Genomic DNA, 16,703 nt, shown 5'->3' with positions numbered 1-16,703 from the left:
GGGCGGCGATGAGGATTTCCTTGCAACAACGTCAGGCCCAGCGCGGCATGGTCCTGTTGGTGAGCCTGGTGTTTCTGCTGTTGCTGACATTGATCGGTTTGTCCTCGATGCAGAGCGCCAACCTGCAAGAGAAAATGGCCGGCAGCGTCAGCCTGCGCAATCAATCGTTTCAGGCGGCCGAAGCGGCATTGCGTGTCGGCGAAAGCGCAGTGCAACTGGACAGTTACTCGTTGGCGGTGTGCGGCGGCGCGAGCCAATGTCTGCCGCCGGCGGAATCGTCATCGGTCAGCTCGGCAGGTTTCAATTCGACCTCCGGGGTGACATGGATCGCCGCCGGTAATGGCTTTTATGGCGTGCAGAACATCGGCACGACCCTGACGGCGGTGAACGTGCCAAGTAACACTTCGGCGACGTTGTATCGAGTCACTGCGGTCGGCATCGCCGGCAATTCGCGTAGCGTGGTGGAGAGTGTCTATGCGAAGTATTGAGCGCGGCCTGTCGCTGCTGATCGGCATGCTGCTGAGTAGCTACCTGGCGGCACCGGCCTGGGCTTTCACGCCTTCCGATTCGCCGCTGCTGAGCGCGGCAGCGGTGGCGCCGAACGTGATGCTGCTGATCGATGATTCGGGGAGTATGAACAGCATCATTTACGCCGCCGGATTCGACCCGAACGTCAACCGCACTCCAGCCCGGCAGTGCAATGCCTTCCTCGGCTTGTGCTCTGCACTCAATGCGCCGCAGATTACCGGCGACACGGTGTTTCTATCGAGCCTGCCGACTTCCGGTTGCTCGGGAGGCGCCTATGCGTTCTACAACAACAGCGTGGCGCCCTTGTGCCTGAAACTGCCCGACCCCGTAGGCAATGAGAACACTCGGTATTCCGCCGATTACATTTCCTACATAGTCAGCCTCGCCAACAGCAACGGCACCCGCGACTTCACCACGGGGGCGATTCCCAACGATTACCGGATGAACGTGGCGCGCAACGTTTCCACTGCACTGGTGAGCAGCAACCGCACCTTGCGCATGGGCCTGTCGACATTCAATCCGGCGACAAGCAGCAACCCGGGCAACGGCGGTTTCATCGCCCGCTCGATCACCGATTTGTCACCCGTCGCGGGCAGCGTCACCCAGGCCCAGGCAGACACCAACTACAACGCGCTGATCTCATCGATCAACGGCTTGAACGCCGTGGCCAACACGCCATTGGCCGAGAGCTATTACGAAGTCACGCGCTACATGCGTGGCTTGGCGCCTTACTACAACGGCACACCGGCGACCTATACCAGTCCGATTCAATACCGCTGCCAAAAAAACTACGGCGTGGTGATTACCGATGGCTTGCCGACCTATGACCGTACCTTCCCGACCAACGATCCGCTGGCAGGCAGTCGCTTACCGAACTGGGATGGCGTGAATAACGATGGCGACAACCTCAACGGTGACGGCGAAGGTGACACGCTGTATCTGGATGACATCGCCAAATTCGCCTTCGACATCGACATGCGTTCGACCGGCACCGACGCCGCCGGCAAGAGCTGGAACGCGGTGGATTTTCCCCGGCAGAACATGAACACCTACACCGTGGGTTTCGCTGCGGATAACGATATGTTGTCCGACGCCGCCAGTTACGGGCAGGGCAGGTATTACCAGGCGACCGACAGCTCCGGGCTCAATGCGGCGTTATCGTCGGCACTGAGCGATATCACTTCCAAGGCCGGCTCCGGTGGTGCCGGTGTTGCCAGCAGCAGTACGTTGACCAGTGGCAGCAGTTTCTACCAGACCACTTACGATCCCAAGGATTGGCGCGGCACGATCAGGTCGTTCGGCTTTACCTCGACCGGCACGGTAAATACCTCGACGGCGCAATGGTCGACCGACACCACCATCGTGCCCTCTGCTACAGCGCCGACTTTCCAGTCATGGAACACCTTGAGCAACACGCCCATTGCTCTGGCATTCGGCAGCTTTTCCCCAGCCCAGCAGAACACGCTGAATCAGGGCCTGCCCACCGGTGTCAGCGGCACTGAACTGGTGGAGTGGAGCAAAGGGACCAACAGGGCCGGGCTCAAAGTGCGCACTGCGCTGCTGGGCGACATCATCAATTCGCCGCTGGTGCTCGCGTCGCCTTCGGACAAGACCGCATCCGACTTGACGGGTGACAGCAGTTACACCAACTACCTGACCACCAAGGCTGCGAACATGAATGCCAGTCTGGTAGTGAACGCCAACGACGGTTTCGTCAATGTGATCAATTCGACGAACGGCACCCGCCGTTATGCCTACATGCCCTCCAGCGTGCTGCCCTCGTTGCGGCTGATTGCGGATACCAATTACGTCAACGGCGTCAGCCACAAGTTTCTCGTGGACGGTCAGGTCGGCGTGTTCGATGCGCAGGCTGGCACCACCTGGAAAACCCTGGCCATTGGCGGAACGGGGGCCGGTGGCAAAACCTTCTATGGGCTGCAACTGTTCGATGCCTCGGCGGGCAATGTCATCAAAGCATTGTGGGAGGTCAGTGCGCCGGTCACTGCCAATACGTCGAACGCTTTCAATGATCTGGGTTACGCCTACGCCCGTCCGGAAGTGGCACGCTTGGCCAATGGTCGCTGGGCTACATTCATCGCCAATGGTTACGGCAGCAATTCGGGGGTTGCGGCTTTGTATGTACTGGATGCAATGGATGGTTCGCTGATCAGGAAAATCGTCATCGACAGCACGGAAACCACTAACGGTCTGTCTTCGGTAAAACTCAGGGTCAATTCCTCGAACGTGGTGCAGGCTGCCTACGCTGGTGACCTGAAGGGGCGTATGTGGAAATTCGACTTGAGCGCACCCGGGGCAGAAAGCTGGGGGGTTGCGTTTGCCGGCAAACCATTGTTCACCGCCCCGGGCGGGGCAACGCAGCCGATCACCGCGCAACCGCTGCTGGCGGACAACCCACAGGGCGGCAAGCAGGTGTTCTTTGGCACCGGCAAGTTCAACGAAACCGCCGACAAGACCAACAAGGATCTGCAGGCGTTCTATTCAATCTGGGATGCAGAGGGTGGGGCCGGCCAAATCACCGTCAGCAGTTTGCAAGCACAGGCGATAACCGGTTCGTTCTCCGGCAGTTCCGGGCAGTTCCTGACCACCAGCCAGAATGAAACGACCTATCCGGGAGAAAAAGGCTGGTATCTGCCGCTGGTGTATAACAACGTGCTGACCGGCGAGCGCGTGATAAACCAGGCCAGTCTTGTGTTGGGGCGAGTTGTTTTCACCACTGCCAGCGTCGATACCACCGACCCGTGTTCGAGCTTTGGTACGGGCCGACTGGTCGAACTCGATGCGTTCAACGGTAAGATGCTCAACTACGCCGTGATCGACACCACCGGCGACCGTTTGGTCGATGGCAACGATACGATATCCAGCGGCGTGATTTTTACCGGCGGCATTCCGACCCTGAACTTCATCTCCGCTAACGGCGAGCGCAAGGGCACGACTGACACCAGCGGCGCGGTCACGGTCATTGTGGAAAAGGGTGGCGGCGGCAGCCGTCGTATCATGTGGCGACAAATCCAGTAAGCGAGAATTTGAGGCATGCGCAGATCCAGCCGAGGTTTTACCCTGATCGAGATCATGATCGTCATCGCGATTATCGGGATCATCCTCACCATCAGCATCCCCAGCTACAACGAATACGTGAAGAAGGGCCGTCGCGCCGAAGTGGTCTCGCTGCTCTCGGAGCAGGCGCAGACCCTCGAACGCTTCTACACCCGCAACAATGTCTACACCGGCGTTACCGGACTGAGCGCGGGCAATGATTTCTACACCATCACCCCGACGCTGACCGACCAGACCTTTGTGCTGACCGCGACGCGTAAAACCGGCTCGGCCATGGCCACCGACAAGTGCGGGGATTTCACCCTGACCAACACTGGCGTGCGAAGCATGAACAACGCGACCACCGGAGTGACTGCCAAGGATTGCTGGGGCCGCTGACGCATTCTTTTTCGGGCGCCTTTTGCGCCCACTGTCTTTTTACGGTTGGATCAAACATGACCAGGCAACAGCAAGTGGTGATTGTCGGCGGCGGGGTGATTGGCCTGCTCACCGCCTACAATCTCGCCTCCGAAGTGCGCAGCGTGGTGCTGCTGGATCGCTCGAATGTCGGCCAGGAATCGTCCTGGGCTGGCGGCGGCATCGTCTCGCCGTTATACCCGTGGCGCTACAGTCCGGCAGTCACCGCGCTGGCGCATTGGTCGCAGGACTTTTATCCACAGCTCGGCCAGCGCTTGTTTGCTGACACGGGGGTTGATCCTGAGGTGCACACCACTGGCCTGTATTGGCTGGATCTGGACGATGAAACCGCAGCCCTGGCCTGGGCCGAGCGGGAAAATCGGCCGCTGCGGGCTGTGGATATCTCGGCGGCACATGACGCGGTGCCGGTGCTCGGCAGCGGTTTCAGCCGGGCGATCTACATGGCCGATGTCGCCAACGTGCGCAATCCACGGCTGATCAAATCGCTGAAAGCCGCGCTGCTAGCGCTGCCGAATGTGACGATTCATGAGCAATGCGAAGTCAGTGGCTTCGTCCGCGAGGGCGAGCGCGTGGTCGGCGTGCAGACTCCGACGGGCGTGATCAACGGCGATCAGATTGTGCTGACAGCGGGGGCGTGGAGCGGTGATCTGCTCCAGACGCTGAGCCTGACGCTGCCGGTCGAGCCGGTCAAAGGCCAGATGATTCTCTATAAGTGCGCGGCTGATTTCCTGCCGAGCATGGTGCTGGCCAAGGGGCGATATGCGATCCCGCGTCGCGACGGTCACATTCTGATCGGCAGCACGCTGGAGCACGAAGGTTACGACAAGACCCCGACCGATGTAGCGCTGCAAAGCCTCAAGGCTTCGGCCATCGAGTTGTTGCCGGCGCTGGCGGATGCCGAAGTGGTCGGGCACTGGGCGGGGCTGCGGCCGGGGTCGCCGGAGGGCATTCCGTTTATTGGCCGGGTGCCGGGGTTCGAGGGGTTGTGGCTGAACTGCGGGCATTACCGCAACGGGCTGGTGCTGGCGCCGGCATCGTGTCAGCTATTTGCTGACGTGATGCTGGGGCGGGCGCCGATTATTGATCCGGCGCCGTATGCGCCTGAGGGCCGGATTTAATTTCAAGCTTCCTGGCGTCTGTTAGATCGCCATCGCGGGCAAGCCCGCTCCCACAGTTTCGGTGGTGCACACAAATTCATGTACACCACAAAAACCTGTGGGAGCGAGCCTGCTCGCGAAGGGGCCTTTAATCCAGGCCCAACTTCTTCAGCCGATAGCGCATCGACCGAAACGACAGACTCAACCGCTGCGCCGCCGCCGTGCGGTTCCAGCGGGTTTCCTCCAGCGCCTGCAAAATCAGCTTCCTCTCGACGCTCTCCAGATAATCCTCAAGATTGTCGACCTGCGTCAGATCGGCCATCGCCCCGTCCGCCGTGCAATTGCCTTCGCTCAAACGCAGATCCTGCGCCTCGATCGTGCGGTTTTCACACAGGGTGTGCGCGCGTTCGAGAACATTCTCCAGTTCGCGTACATTGCCGGGAAAGCGATAGTTCTTCAGCGCCTCCAGCGCTTGCGGGTGCAGGCGCGCTTCGGGTTGTCCGGTGTCTTTGGCCAGGCGCTTGAGCACGTGCATGGCAAGCGCCTCGATGTCGTCACGGCGTTCGCGCAGGGACGGCACACGCAGTTCGATGACGTTGAGCCGGTAATACAGATCCTGGCGGAAGCGTTCGGCTGAAACTTCGGCTTCAAGGTCTTTGTGCGTGGCGCAAAGGATGCGCACATCCACCACCGTTTCCTGCTGGCCGCCGACGCTGCGCACGGCTTTTTCCTGAATCGCCCGCAGCAGTTTCACTTGCATCGACAGTGGCAAATCGGCGACTTCATCGAGAAACAGAGTGCCGCCATGGGCCGCTTGAAACAGCCCCGGCTTGTCTTCGACGGCTCCAGTGAAACTGCCTTTGCGGTGGCCGAAAAATTCGCTTTCCATCAGTTCCGATGGAATTGCCCCGCAGTTCACCGGCACAAAGGGTTGGCTGGCGCGCGGACCTTGTTCGTGGATCAGACGCGCGACCAGTTCTTTGCCGCTGCCGGATTCACCACTGATGTACACCGGTGCCTGACTGCGTGCGAGCTTGTCGATCTGCCTGCGCAGATTGGCCATCGGCGGCGAGTCGCCCAGCAAGCGTCGCTCGATTGCCGTGCTCAAGCCGCCCGCTGTCGGCAGGCGCAGCGCCGAGCTGACCAGTTCGCGCAAGCGCGGCAGTTCCACCGGTTTGGTGAGGAAGTCGAACGCCCCGGCCTTCAGCGCATTGATCGCAGTTTCCAGGCTTCCGTACGCCGTGATCATCGCTACCGGCAGGTGTGGATCGCGTTGCTGAATGTGTTGCACCAGCTCCAGCCCGGTGCCGTCGGGCAGGCGCATGTCGGTCAGGCACAGGTCAAAGTGCTCGCGCTGCAACAGCGCCTGAGCCTCGCTCAGATTGCGGGCGCTGAAGGTCTCGAGTTTCATCCGTCCCAGGGTGATTTCCAGGAGCTCGCGGATATCCGGTTCGTCGTCGACGATTAGAATTTTTTGCCGTGGGCTTGTATTCAACTTTGTTTCCGTCCGTGAGCAAAAGTGATGCAAAAGCAGCCGCCGCCTTGGCGTGATTTGAAGTCTAGGCGTGCCTGGTTGCTTTCGCACAGCTCACGGGACAGATAAAGGCCAAGACCGGTGCCCTGGCTGCTGGTAGTGAAAAACGGCTCAAACAGATGCGCCTGTTCCTCGGCCGACACGCCGGGGCCGTTGTCCTGGACCTCAAGCACCGCCAACTGGCTGTCCGGGTCGACGAACAGTGCCAGCCAGACGTCGGCCTGCTCGTGCAGTTGCGCACTGTGACGCCAGGCGTTGCGGATCAGATTGTCGAGAATCTGCCGCAGCTGGTTGGGGTCCATCAGCGTGGTGAAATCGCCGGAATTGATTCGCAGATGAATGTGCTGGCGCTCGTTGGCCTGCTCGCGGGTTTCGCCGACGAAGTCTTCCAGCCACGGCTTGAGGTCCAGCCGTTGCGGCGCGCTTTGCTGGCGGCGGGACAGTTGCAGGACGTTTTCGATGACTCGGTTCATGCGCTGGGAGTGGTCTTGAATAATCTGCGTCAGACGCCGATCTGCGCTATCGAGTTCCTCGGACTCGGCCAACAGCTGTGCGGCATGACTGATCGCGCCCAGTGGATTGCGAATTTCATGGGAGATGCCGGCGGTCAAACGCCCGAGCGCAGCGAGCTTGAGTTGCTGCGCCTGTTGGGTGATTTGCGCCAGGTCTTCGAGAAACACCAGCGTCTGCTGGTTCGGACTCTGCTCAAGGGCGATGAAGCTGGGTTGCAGCTCAAGGCCATTGCCGGGGATTTTCAGGCTCTGCGGGCGCAAGGTCGGATTGTTGCGCCACAGTTGCAGACGCTCGACCAGTGCTGGCGAATATTCGTCGATCAAATGACCTTGCAGGTGACTATGCCCGAGCAGACTCTGCGCACTGTGATTGGCCAGTTGCACCCGGCGTTGCTCGTCGAGCACTAGAATCCCCGTGCGCATGCGTTGCAGGATCAACGCGTTCAGCGCCTCCAGGCTGACCACTTCGCTGGCGCGCTGTTCGGCCAGGGTCTCGCTGACTTCGAGACGGCGGATCAGCCCTTGCACCAGCAGTGAGGCGGCGAAGCACAGCGCGCCGAGGGTGCCGGCTTGCAAGTAGGCGTTGGCGCTCAAGGGGCGGCTGAGCCCGAGCAGAAAGCTCAGGCCGACAATGCCGATCGCCGCAATGGCGGCAATCAGCAGGCCGATGCGTCGGCGCAGCAGGGTGTTGCTGATCGCCACCGAGACCACCAGCAAATTGCCCAGCGCACTGGCCACGCCGCCCGCCGCGTAGAACAGGCCGCACAACAGCAGCACATCGACGAGCGCCAGGGTGAACAACTGCGCCGGGCGCCGGGTGTTTTCAAGGAACACCACCAGCAGCATGTTGATGATCAGGTACAGCCAGCTGCCGCCGCGCAGCAGATCGTCGTTGGCCGACGTCAGCAGGCGGTTGTCCATGTTGCTGGAGATCAGCAGCACCAGAGTGATGCCGACACTTAAACGGTACAGGTGATAAAGGCGCAGCAGACGCTGCGCCTGTTTCTGGTCGGCGTTGGCGGCCTCAGCGACCACTGGCGCCCGGGCCTTGCTCGAGATGAGCCTGGCTGCAATACCACTGTTGCTGGTTGCCCAGCGCGCGGTCGCGCGGCAGGTGCACGCCGCAGTGGGCGCAGCGCACCATCGGCGGCGCGTCCTGTTCGCGCGGCGATCGGGTGGACGAGGCGGGGGCCTTGAATTTGCGCCAGAGCCAGATGGCGGCGAAGATCAGGGCAATCCAGAACAATAAACGAAGCATGATGAGCGGCTTTTCGACTGATGATCCGGCAGTTTAGCCAAGGACCCGATCAGCGCACAGCCTATTAAAGCGCGGCAATAAAAAAGGGAGATCTGCAGATCTCCCTTTTTCGTACAGCCGGTGTGATCAGTCGAACACGCCGAAGGTCATGTAGCTGAACCACGAGCGATCGGTGTCGCTGGATTCCGGCTCTGGCTCTTCGATCACGTCGCCGTTTTCGTCTTTAGGCTTGAGCTCGTTCGGAATCGCATCTTTCGCGTCCTGGAACTGCTTCTGCACGTCCTGGTTGGCGCGGGTTTCGCCCGGCGGCAGCGGTGGACGCGATTCGATCAGGCCCAAAGTTGCCTTGCTCAGGAACGAACGGTTGTCGGCCTCGGCTACGCGTGGCACGAACTGGCCATCTTGCAGGCTCGGGTGATCCGGGTAGTTGAGCTTCAGGGTTTCCAGGCTGGTGGCGGCCAGATCGTCGAGGTGCAGACGCTGGTAGGCTTCGGTCATCACCGCCAGGCCGTCGCCGACCGATGGGGTTTCCTGGAAGTTTTCCACGACATACTTGCCACGGTTGGCAGCGGCTACGTAAGCCTGACGGGTCAGGTAGTAGTCAGCAACGTGGATTTCGTAGGCCGCCAGCAGGTTGCGCAGATAGATCATGCGCTGCTTGGCGTCCGGCGCGTAGCGGCTGTTCGGGTAGCGGCTGGTCAGCTGCGCGAACTCGTTGTACGAGTCACGGGCGGCGCCCGGGTCGCGCTTGGTCATGTCCAGCGGCAGGAAGCGCGCCAGCAGGCCGACGTCCTGGTCGAACGAGGTCAGACCCTTGAGGTAGTACGCGTAATCCACGTTCGGATGCTGCGGATGCAAACGAATGAAACGCTCGGCGGCAGACTTTGCAGCTTCCGGCTCGGCGTTCTTGTAGTTGGCGTAGATCAACTCCAGCTGAGCCTGATCGGCGTAGCGACCGAACGGATAACGCGACTCCAGAGCCTTCAGCTTGGCTGTGGCGCTGGTGTAGCTGTTGTTGTCCAGATCAGTCTGAGCCTGCTGATACAGCTCGGCTTCGCTGAGGTTTTCGTCTACGACTTCCTTCGATGAGCAAGCAGCGGTCAATGCGAGGATGGCGATCAGCAGCAGGTGTTTCACTTGCATGGCGGCTTGCGTCCCTATGACGGCCGCTGTCTTGGGCGGGGCCGTCCTGTTATGATGAGCGCCCCGTTGAAAAGCCTCGGGGCAAAAGACGCCGTATTTAACCACAAGCGCGCAGCCGAAACCAAAGGCTGTGCCGACGCCCAGTCCGAGCATGTCCGATAAAATTGAACTTCGCGCAGAGGTGCCGTCCGAATTGGGCGGCCAACGCCTCGATCAAGTCGCCGCCCAACTCTTCGCTGAGCACTCACGCTCGCGCCTTTCCGCCTGGATCAAAGAAGGTCGCCTGACTGTGGACGGGGCGGTGATCCGCCCGCGCGACATTGTGCATGGCGGTGCCGTCCTTGAGCTGACTGCCGAGCAGGAAGCCCAGGGCGAGTGGATCGCCCAGGACATCGAGCTCGACATCGTCTATGAAGACGACGACATCCTGGTGATCAACAAGCCTGCCGGCCTGGTGGTGCACCCGGCTGCCGGTCACGCCGATGGCACCCTGCTCAATGCTTTGTTGCACCATGTGCCGGACATCATCAATGTCCCGCGTGCCGGTATCGTGCATCGTCTGGACAAGGACACCACCGGTCTGATGGTGGTGGCCAAGACCATTCAGGCGCAGACCAAGCTGGTCGCACAATTGCAGAGCCGCAGCGTCAGCCGTATCTACGAGTGCATCGTGATCGGCGTGGTCACCGCCGGTGGCAAGATCAATGCGCCGATCGGTCGTCACGGCCAGCAACGCCAGCGCATGGCAGTGATGGAAGGCGGCAAGCCTGCCGTCAGCCATTACCGCGTGCTCGAGCGTTTCCGTTCGCACACCCACGTGCGGGTGAAGCTGGAAACCGGTCGGACCCACCAGATCCGCGTGCACATGGCGCACATCAACTTCCCGTTGGTCGGCGATCCGGCCTACGGCGGGCGTTTCCGCATTCCGCCTGCGGCCAACCCGACCATGGTGGAATCGCTCAAGCACTTCCCGCGTCAGGCGCTGCACGCGCGCTTCCTTGAACTCGATCACCCGACGAGCGGTGAGCGCATGAGCTGGGAATCGCCGCTGCCGGAAGATTTCGTCTGGCTGCTGACCCTGCTCAAGCAGGATCGCGAGGCCTTCGTCGGATGAACTGGCTGACGCCGGACTGGCCTGCGCCGGCCAGCGTCAGGGCCTGTGTCACCACCCGCGAGGGTGGTGTCAGCGAGGCGCCGTTCGACAGCCTGAATCTGGGCGATCACGTCGATGATCGCCCGCAAGCGGTGGCCGAAAATCGTCGCCGCTTGACCGAACACTTCTCCATACAGCCTGCCTGGTTGCAGCAAGTGCACGGGATCACCGTTGCCCATGCTGATCCGGGTAGCGTTGCGACTGCAGATGCCAGCTGGACCGCAACGCCGGGCATTGCCTGCGCAGCGATGACGGCGGACTGCCTGCCGGCGTTGTTCTGCGATCGTGCGGGCACTCGCGTAGCGGCGGCCCATGCCGGTTGGCGTGGTTTGGCGGCGGGGGTGCTTGAAGCTACCCTCGACAGCCTCGATGTTGCGCCTGAAGACGTTCTGGTCTGGCTCGGCCCGGCCATCGGCCCGCAAGCCTTTGAAGTCGGCGCGGAAGTGCGCGAAGTCTTCGTCAAGCAGTTGCCGGAAGCGGCGACAGCCTTCGTGCCGAGTAGCAATGCCGGCAAGTTCATGGCCGACATCTATCAGCTGGCGCGCCTGCGTCTGGCTAAACGGGGTGTCACGGCTGTGTATGGTGGCGGTTTCTGCACCGTGACCGATCCGCGCTTCTTTTCTTACCGCCGTGCGTCGCGCACCGGTCGTTTCGCCTCCCTTGTATGGCTCACCCGCTAAACTCTCTGATCTGCATCAACTCTCCGACGCTTGAATCTCCCAGAATCGACCGCATCTACAGTGGTATCTGGCAGGTTTCTTTATTCAGGATGGTTTCTTAGGTCCGGCCTGCTCAAAAGGAAGGTGACCCATGCGTATTGACCGTTTAACCAGTAAATTACAGTTGGCCCTGTCCGACGCCCAGTCGTTGGCGGTTGGCCACGATCATCCGGCCATCGAGCCGGCGCACTTGATGCAGGCCATGCTTGAACAGCAGGGCGGTTCGATCAAGCCGCTGCTGATGCAGGTAGGCTTCGACGTCAACAGCTTGCGTAAAGAGCTGACCAAAGAGCTCGACCAATTACCGAAAATCCAGAACCCGACCGGCGACGTCAACATGTCGCAGGATCTGGCGCGCCTGCTCAATCAGGCCGACCGTCTGGCTCAGCAGAAGGGCGACCAGTTCATCTCCAGCGAACTGGTGCTGCTCGCCGCGATGGACGAGAACAGCAAGCTTGGCAAGTTGCTGCTCGGCCAAGGCGTGAGCAAAAAAGCCCTGGAAAACGCGATCAACAACCTGCGTGGTGGCGAAGCGGTAAATGACGCCAACCACGAAGAATCGCGTCAGGCCTTGGACAAATACACCGTCGACCTGACCAAGCGCGCCGAAGACGGCAAGCTTGATCCGGTGATCGGCCGTGACGACGAGATCCGCCGCACCATTCAGGTTCTGCAACGCCGCACCAAGAACAACCCGGTGCTGATCGGTGAGCCTGGCGTGGGTAAAACCGCGATCGCCGAAGGGCTGGCGCAGCGCATCATCAACGGCGAAGTGCCGGACGGCCTTAAAGGCAAGCGCCTGCTGTCGCTGGACATGGGCGCGCTGATCGCCGGCGCCAAGTATCGCGGCGAGTTCGAAGAGCGCCTGAAAGGCTTGCTCAATGAACTATCGAAGCAGGAAGGGCAGATCATTCTGTTCATCGACGAACTGCACACCATGGTCGGCGCCGGTAAAGGCGAAGGCTCGATGGACGCCGGCAACATGCTCAAGCCTGCGTTGGCTCGCGGCGAGTTGCACTGCGTCGGCGCGACCACGCTCAACGAGTACCGCCAATATATAGAGAAGGACGCGGCGCTCGAGCGGCGTTTCCAGAAAGTCCTGGTGGACGAGCCGAGCGAAGAAGACACCATCGCCATTCTGCGTGGCCTCAAGGAGCGTTACGAGGTCCACCACAAGGTGGCGATCACCGACGGCGCGATCATTGCCGCGGCGAAACTCAGCCATCGCTACATCACGGATCGGCAGTTGCCGGACAAGGCCATCGACTTGATCGATGAGGCCGCCAGCCGTATCCGTATGGAGATCGACTCCAAACCGGAAGTACTCGATCGTCTGGAGCGGCGCCTGATTCAGTTGAAAGTGGAATCCCAGGCGCTGAAGAAAGAAAGCGACGACGCAGCGAAGAAACGCCTGGAAAAACTCCAGGAAGAAATCGAGCGTCACGAACGTGAGTATTCGGATCTGGAAGAAATCTGGAACTCGGAAAAAGCCGAGGTGCAGGGTTCTGCGCAGATCCAGCAGAAGATCGAACAGTCGCGCCAGGAATTGGAAGCCGCACGCCGCAAAGGCGACCTGAATCGCATGGCGGAGTTGCAGTACGGGGTGATCCCCGATCTGGAGCGCAGCCTGCAAATGGTCGACCAGCACGGCAAGAGCGAAAACCAGTTGCTGCGCAGCAAGGTGACTGAAGAAGAGATTGCCGAAGTCGTGTCGAAGTGGACCGGCATCCCGGTGTCGAAGATGCTCGAAGGCGAGCGCGACAAGCTGATGAAGATGGAGAGCCTGTTGCACAAACGGGTGATCGGTCAGGAAGAAGCGGTCGTTGCAGTGGCCAACGCCGTACGGCGTTCCCGCGCCGGGTTGTCCGACCCGAATCGTCCGAGCGGCTCGTTCATGTTCCTCGGCCCTACCGGTGTTGGTAAAACCGAGCTGTGCAAGGCCTTGGCCGAATTCCTTTTCGATACCGAAGAGGCGATGGTGCGGATCGACATGTCGGAGTTCATGGAGAAACACTCCGTGGCTCGTCTGATTGGTGCGCCACCGGGCTACGTCGGCTATGAAGAGGGCGGTTATCTGACCGAAGCGGTGCGGCGCAAGCCGTACTCGGTGATCCTCATGGACGAAGTCGAGAAGGCGCACCCGGATGTGTTCAACATCCTTCTGCAAGTGCTTGAGGATGGCCGGCTGACCGACAGTCACGGGCGTACGGTGGACTTCCGCAACACGGTGATCGTGATGACCTCCAACCTCGGGTCGATGCAGATCCAGGAGCTGGTCGGTGATCGCGAGGCGCAGCGCGCTGCTGTGATGGACGCGCTGACGTCGCACTTCCGTCCGGAGTTCATCAACCGGGTCGACGAGGTGGTGATCTTCGAGCCGTTGGCGCGGGATCAGATCGCCGGGATTACCGAGATCCAGTTGGGTCGCCTGCGCAGCCGTCTGGCTGAGCGCGAGCTGAAGCTGGAGCTGAGCCCGGAAGCGATGGACAAGCTGATCGCCGTCGGTTACGACCCGGTGTATGGCGCACGTCCTTTGAAACGGGCGATCCAGCGCTGGATCGAAAACCCGCTGGCACAGTTGATCCTGTCGGGTCATTTCATGCCGGGCGACACCGCCACCGGCAAGGTCGAGAACGACGAAATCGTTTTCGGCTAAGCCTCAGCGGCAATGAAACCGGGAAGGCCTCGCATTGCGAGGCCTTTTTTTCGCCAGGCTGTTGAACTCAAAGGAAAAGGCTTGTAAAGTGCGCCCCGCAGTCAGTCACCGGCAGCGTTTCAACCCACCGGGTTGGAATCTGAAATAAGTTGCAAATCATTAACTTGAAAGCAATTTAGGGGGTTGACAGAGGTGTTCTAGGTTGTAGAATAGCGCGCCTCAGACACACGAACGCAGCGATGCGAACGGGTGGCGAGATGCAACAAAGCTTCACCGTTGTAAATTGAAATATATAGTTCCGTGATAGCTCAGTCGGTAGAGCAAATGACTGTTAATCATTGGGTCCCAGGTTCGAGTCCTGGTCACGGAGCCAATTTCAAACCGGGGTATAGCGCAGTCCGGTAGCGCGCCTGCTTTGGGAGCAGGATGTCAGGAGTTCGAATCCCCTTACCCCGACCATATTTGGGTCGTTAGCTCAGTTGGTAGAGCAGTTGGCTTTTAACCAATTGGTCGTAGGTTCGAATCCCACACGACCCACCATTTTTGAAACCAGTTTGCGCTGGGATCGAATCTTAAGATCAGAGGCCAAAAGCGCTGATCGAAGAAGGCGATCTTTGAAAGGTCGCCTTTTTTTTACCGGGGTATAGCGCAGTCCGGTAGCGCGCCTGCTTTGGGAGCAGGATGTCAGGAGTTCGAATCCCCTTACCCCGACCATATTGAAAATCCTCGTATCGAAAGATACGGGGATTTTTTTTGCCTGCTGAAAGCTGAATCCCTTCAAGTCGTCATACAACCTGCCGATAGCCCGCTAACACGAGGGGACTGCCAACGCTTCGCCCCTTGATCTGGCCATTACAAGAATAAGGGCGTTCGTCATGTTGCTTCGTCAGTTGAATATTGCTCCCCGGGCTGCCTTGGGATTTGCCCTGATCGCGGTGTTGGTGGCCTTGCTCGGCGTGTTTGCGCTGGGGCAGATGTCGAGCATTCGCGACAGTGAGGTGGCGGTGGAGAACCGCTGGTTGCCGAGCATCCGTGGCGGCGACGAGATCCGCGAACTGATGCTGCGCATCCGCACCATCTCCCTGCGCATGGCGCTCGATCAAGATCCGGCCAATATCGCCACCTATCGCGGCCAGATGGACACCCGCGACAAGGAACTGAGCGAGAAGATCGCCGCCTACGACAAACTGGTCGACACTGCCGAAGGCCAGCAGCTGTATGACCAGTTCAAGAAAACCTTCGCCGCCTATCGCACTGGCATTGCCCAGTCATTCACCCTTGCCGAGCAAGGCAAGCGTGACGAGCTGACCAAATTGCTGCTGGTTGACATGAAGACCGTGGTCGACGGCTCCGGCAAACAGCTCAATGATCTCGCCGATCTGTTCGCCCGCCAGGTCGCCGCCGAAAGCGAGAAGTCCGCCGCGCATTATGAAACCTCGCGGACCATCGTCAGCCTGTTCATTGGTCTGGCAGCGCTGGCCACGGTGGCGCTGGCGATGTTGCTTACGCGCAGTATCGTGCGCCCGCTGAGCAGCGCTGTGGATGCCGCTGAAAGTGTCGCCAAGGGCGATCTCACGCGGCCGATCGAAACCCATGGCAACGACGAAGTCAGCCGCTTGCTCAAGGCCTTGGCGACGATGCAACAGAACCTGCGCGAGACGCTGCAGGGTATCAGCGGCTCAGCTACGCAACTGGCCACCGCCGCGGATGAACTGAGCGCCGTCACCGTCGACAGCACCCAGGGCCTGCAAGAGCAGAACAACGAAATCGAACAGGCCGCCACTGCGGTTAACGAGATGACCGCTGCGGTGGAGGAGGTCGCGCGCAACGCGGTGTCGACGTCCGATGCCACGCGCCAGTCCAGTCAGTCGGCGCAATTGGGCCAGGAGCGCGTCAGCGAAACCGCCAGCGCGATCAATGCCCTGGCCAGCGATGTGCAGAACACCGGCGAACTGGTGCAGTCGCTGGCCAATCAGTCGCAGGACATCGGCAAGGTTCTTGACGTGATTCGCGCCATCGCCGAGCAGACCAATCTGCTGGCGCTCAACGCTGCCATCGAAGCGGCTCGTGCGGGCGAAAGCGGTCGCGGCTTTGCGGTGGTGGCCGACGAGGTGCGAGCGCTGGCGTATCGCACCCAGCAATCGACGCAGGAAATCGAACAGATGGTGCAAGGCATGCGCAGCGTTTCGAGCCAGGCGCTGGAGTCAATGCAGGCCAGCGCATCTCGTGCGGCGAGCACGCTGGTTCTGGCAGAGCGGGCGGGTGAGGCATTGGTGACGATCACGGCGTCGGTGCACGAGATTCACGAGCGCAACCTGGTGATCGCCAGCGCTGCCGAGGAGCAGGCGCAGGTGGCGCGGGAAGTGGATCGCAATCTGGTGAACATTCGCGACCTGTCGGTGCGTTCGGCTGCGGGGGCTGATCAGACCAGCGCATCGAGCCATGAGCTGTCGCAACTGGCCAATGCGCTACAGGGCATGGTGCGGCGCTTCCAGCTGTGATCGACAGCCAATAAAAAGCCCCGCGCGATGCGGGGCTTGGAATAAAGATCAAAGGTGGGAGCGAGCCTGCTCGCGAATGCGCCTGATCTTCGAGCAGCACGAAAACCTGT

General features: G+C 60.4%; 12 protein-coding genes and 4 tRNA genes. 12 read left to right on the top strand and 4 right to left on the bottom strand.

Annotated features, from left to right (window positions below):
* Positions 1 to 8: 8 nt before the first annotated feature.
* Genes OK411_RS24020 through thiO form a run of 4 tightly spaced genes read left to right on the top strand, consistent with a single transcriptional unit; the run spans position 9 to position 5,138 of the window.
* The gene (locus OK411_RS24020) at positions 9 to 488 is read left to right on the top strand and encodes a PilX N-terminal domain-containing pilus assembly protein (RefSeq protein ID WP_217878844.1); all 480 of its coding nucleotides are present in this window, start codon (positions 9 to 11) and stop codon (positions 486 to 488) included.
* A complete protein-coding gene (locus OK411_RS24015) occupies positions 475 to 3,564 on the top strand; it encodes a pilus assembly protein (RefSeq protein WP_264365784.1) in 3,090 nt (1,029 codons plus the stop codon). Before OK411_RS24020 ends, OK411_RS24015 begins: the two co-directional genes overlap by 14 nt.
* 15 nt (positions 3,565 to 3,579) lie before the next feature.
* A complete protein-coding gene (locus tag OK411_RS24010) occupies positions 3,580 to 3,981 on the top strand; it encodes a type IV pilin protein (protein ID WP_122881712.1) in 402 nt (133 codons plus the stop codon).
* Between the two features lie 56 nt (positions 3,982 to 4,037).
* Entirely contained in the window at positions 4,038 to 5,138 is a 1,101-nt protein-coding gene (gene thiO / locus OK411_RS24005) for a glycine oxidase ThiO (RefSeq protein ID WP_264365783.1), read from the top strand.
* 127 nt (positions 5,139 to 5,265) lie between these two features.
* Here the strand turns inward: thiO and OK411_RS24000 are convergent, their stop codons facing one another.
* The 4 genes from OK411_RS24000 to OK411_RS23985 all read right to left on the bottom strand — a co-directional run bounded on the left by OK411_RS24000 (position 5,266) and on the right by OK411_RS23985 (position 9,564).
* A complete protein-coding gene (locus OK411_RS24000; RefSeq protein ID WP_125925980.1) occupies positions 5,266 to 6,612 on the bottom strand; it encodes a sigma-54-dependent transcriptional regulator in 1,347 nt (448 codons plus the stop codon).
* On the bottom strand, positions 6,609 to 8,198 hold the full coding sequence (locus tag OK411_RS23995; RefSeq protein WP_264365782.1) for a sensor histidine kinase: 1,590 nt from the start codon (positions 8,196 to 8,198) through the stop codon (positions 6,609 to 6,611). Before OK411_RS23995 ends, OK411_RS24000 begins: the two co-directional genes overlap by 4 nt.
* Positions 8,188 to 8,421, bottom strand: a complete 234-nt coding sequence (locus tag OK411_RS23990) for a PP0621 family protein (protein ID WP_039761661.1) — start codon at positions 8,419 to 8,421, stop codon at positions 8,188 to 8,190. The genes OK411_RS23995 and OK411_RS23990 overlap by 11 nt, the downstream gene beginning before the upstream one ends.
* 126 nt (positions 8,422 to 8,547) lie before the next feature.
* A complete protein-coding gene (locus tag OK411_RS23985) occupies positions 8,548 to 9,564 on the bottom strand; it encodes an outer membrane protein assembly factor BamD (protein ID WP_016773139.1) in 1,017 nt (338 codons plus the stop codon).
* Between the two features lie 151 nt (positions 9,565 to 9,715).
* Here OK411_RS23985 and rluD point away from each other — a divergent pair, with 151 nt between their 5' ends.
* From rluD to OK411_RS23945, 8 genes are all read left to right on the top strand, one after another.
* A complete protein-coding gene (gene rluD / locus OK411_RS23980) occupies positions 9,716 to 10,678 on the top strand; it encodes a 23S rRNA pseudouridine(1911/1915/1917) synthase RluD (RefSeq protein ID WP_016773140.1) in 963 nt (320 codons plus the stop codon).
* Complete coding sequence (gene pgeF / locus OK411_RS23975; RefSeq protein ID WP_136494037.1) at positions 10,675 to 11,397, top strand: peptidoglycan editing factor PgeF; 723 nt, start codon at positions 10,675 to 10,677, stop codon at positions 11,395 to 11,397. The genes rluD and pgeF overlap by 4 nt, the downstream gene beginning before the upstream one ends.
* 130 nt (positions 11,398 to 11,527) lie before the next feature.
* Positions 11,528 to 14,092: an ATP-dependent chaperone ClpB gene (gene clpB / locus OK411_RS23970; RefSeq protein WP_016773142.1), complete on the top strand. Its 2,565-nt coding sequence runs from the start codon at positions 11,528 to 11,530 to the stop codon at positions 14,090 to 14,092.
* A gap of 297 nt (positions 14,093 to 14,389) precedes the next feature.
* A tRNA-Asn gene (locus OK411_RS23965) sits at positions 14,390 to 14,465 on the top strand.
* A gap of 9 nt (positions 14,466 to 14,474) precedes the next feature.
* Positions 14,475 to 14,551 (top strand) — tRNA-Pro (locus OK411_RS23960).
* A gap of 5 nt (positions 14,552 to 14,556) precedes the next feature.
* Positions 14,557 to 14,632, top strand: a tRNA-Lys gene (locus OK411_RS23955).
* Positions 14,633 to 14,729: 97 nt separating this feature from the next.
* Positions 14,730 to 14,806: transfer RNA gene (locus OK411_RS23950), tRNA-Pro, on the top strand.
* Between the two features lie 161 nt (positions 14,807 to 14,967).
* A complete protein-coding gene (locus OK411_RS23945; RefSeq protein WP_264365781.1) occupies positions 14,968 to 16,593 on the top strand; it encodes a methyl-accepting chemotaxis protein in 1,626 nt (541 codons plus the stop codon).
* The last annotated feature ends 110 nt before the right edge of the window (positions 16,594 to 16,703 follow it).

Origin of the sequence: Pseudomonas sp. RG1 (assembly GCF_025910115.1) — a bacterium.
GTDB lineage: Bacteria > Pseudomonadota > Gammaproteobacteria > Pseudomonadales > Pseudomonadaceae > Aquipseudomonas > Aquipseudomonas atacamensis.
The sequence above is the reverse complement of the archived record's forward strand: the minus strand, read 5'-3'. Positions and strand labels throughout refer to the sequence as shown.

Bases quoted from the DNA above. Each gene is read 5' to 3' on its own strand.
- OK411_RS24020 (WP_217878844.1), top strand. From the start codon at position 9: ATGAGGATTTCCTTGCAACAACGTCAGGCCCAGCGCGGCATGGTCCTG.
- OK411_RS24015 (WP_264365784.1), top strand. From the start codon at position 475: ATGCGAAGTATTGAGCGCGGCCTGTCGCTGCTGATCGGCATGCTGCTG.
- OK411_RS24010 (WP_122881712.1), top strand. From the start codon at position 3,580: ATGCGCAGATCCAGCCGAGGTTTTACCCTGATCGAGATCATGATCGTC.
- thiO (WP_264365783.1), top strand. From the start codon at position 4,038: ATGACCAGGCAACAGCAAGTGGTGATTGTCGGCGGCGGGGTGATTGGC.
- OK411_RS23990 (WP_039761661.1), bottom strand. From the start codon at position 8,421: ATGCTTCGTTTATTGTTCTGGATTGCCCTGATCTTCGCCGCCATCTGG.
- OK411_RS23985 (WP_016773139.1), bottom strand. From the start codon at position 9,564: ATGCAAGTGAAACACCTGCTGCTGATCGCCATCCTCGCATTGACCGCT.
- rluD (WP_016773140.1), top strand. From the start codon at position 9,716: ATGTCCGATAAAATTGAACTTCGCGCAGAGGTGCCGTCCGAATTGGGC.
- pgeF (WP_136494037.1), top strand. From the start codon at position 10,675: ATGAACTGGCTGACGCCGGACTGGCCTGCGCCGGCCAGCGTCAGGGCC.
- clpB (WP_016773142.1), top strand. From the start codon at position 11,528: ATGCGTATTGACCGTTTAACCAGTAAATTACAGTTGGCCCTGTCCGAC.
- OK411_RS23945 (WP_264365781.1), top strand. From the start codon at position 14,968: ATGTTGCTTCGTCAGTTGAATATTGCTCCCCGGGCTGCCTTGGGATTT.